Genomic DNA, 265 nt, shown 5'->3' on the forward strand with positions numbered 1-265 from the left:
GCGGTAATGGCGTCGGGGAAGCCCTTGAGGCCGTCCACGACCGCAATCAGGATGTCCTGCACCCCGCGGTTCTTCAGTTCCGTCATCACCGACAGCCAGAATTTGGCACCCTCGTTGTCGGCAATCCACAGGCCCAAGACCTCGCGCATGCCATCTCTGTTGACGCCGAGAGCGACGTAGACGGCCTTGTTCTTGACCATGCGGCTGTCGGCGTCGCGGATCTTGACCCGCAAGGCATCAAAAATGACGATGGGATACATCCGGT

General features: G+C 60.0%; 1 protein-coding gene. It reads right to left on the minus strand.

Translation table 11 applies throughout. The annotated features are described in order from the left end of the window. A partial coding sequence (locus GZH79_RS17540; protein ID WP_211645071.1) for a transposase occupies positions 1–265 on the minus strand: 265 nt, incomplete at both ends.

Origin of the sequence: Loktanella sp. SALINAS62 (assembly GCF_018263905.1) — a bacterium.
Classification (GTDB): Bacteria; Pseudomonadota; Alphaproteobacteria; order Rhodobacterales; family Rhodobacteraceae; genus Loktanella.